Consider the following 324-nt stretch of genomic DNA (forward strand, 5'->3'; position numbering starts at 1 on the left):
CGTGCGCGTGGGCAAGTCAATCGCCGTGGTCGCGCCGCCGCCCCGCGAACTGTGGCTAAACCGATGGCGGTGCGTGCCGATGCCCCTCGCCAAGTCTGGTCATGGGATATCACTTATCTGCCCTCGACGGTGAAAGGCCAGTTCTTCAAGCTGTATATGATCCTGGACGTCTACAGTCGCAAGATCGTGGGCTGGGAGGTCCACCACGAGGAGCTGGCCATCCACGCATCGGTGCTGATCGGGAAAGCCTGCATGCGAGAGCAGGTGGCGCGCGACACGCTGGTACTGCACGCTGACAATGGCGGCCCGATGAAAGCGGCAACG

The 324-nt window shown here is 62.7% G+C and carries 1 protein-coding gene; it reads left to right on the forward strand.

The window, feature by feature from the left end:
* Positions 1-63: 63 nt before the first annotated feature.
* Positions 64-324, forward strand: a 261-nt coding sequence (locus tag XcuCFBP2542_RS19165; RefSeq protein ID WP_146090396.1) for a DDE-type integrase/transposase/recombinase, incomplete at its 3' end; no start/stop codon positions are given.

It is taken from the genome of Xanthomonas cucurbitae, from assembly GCF_002939885.1.
Classification (GTDB): Bacteria; Pseudomonadota; Gammaproteobacteria; order Xanthomonadales; family Xanthomonadaceae; genus Xanthomonas; species Xanthomonas cucurbitae.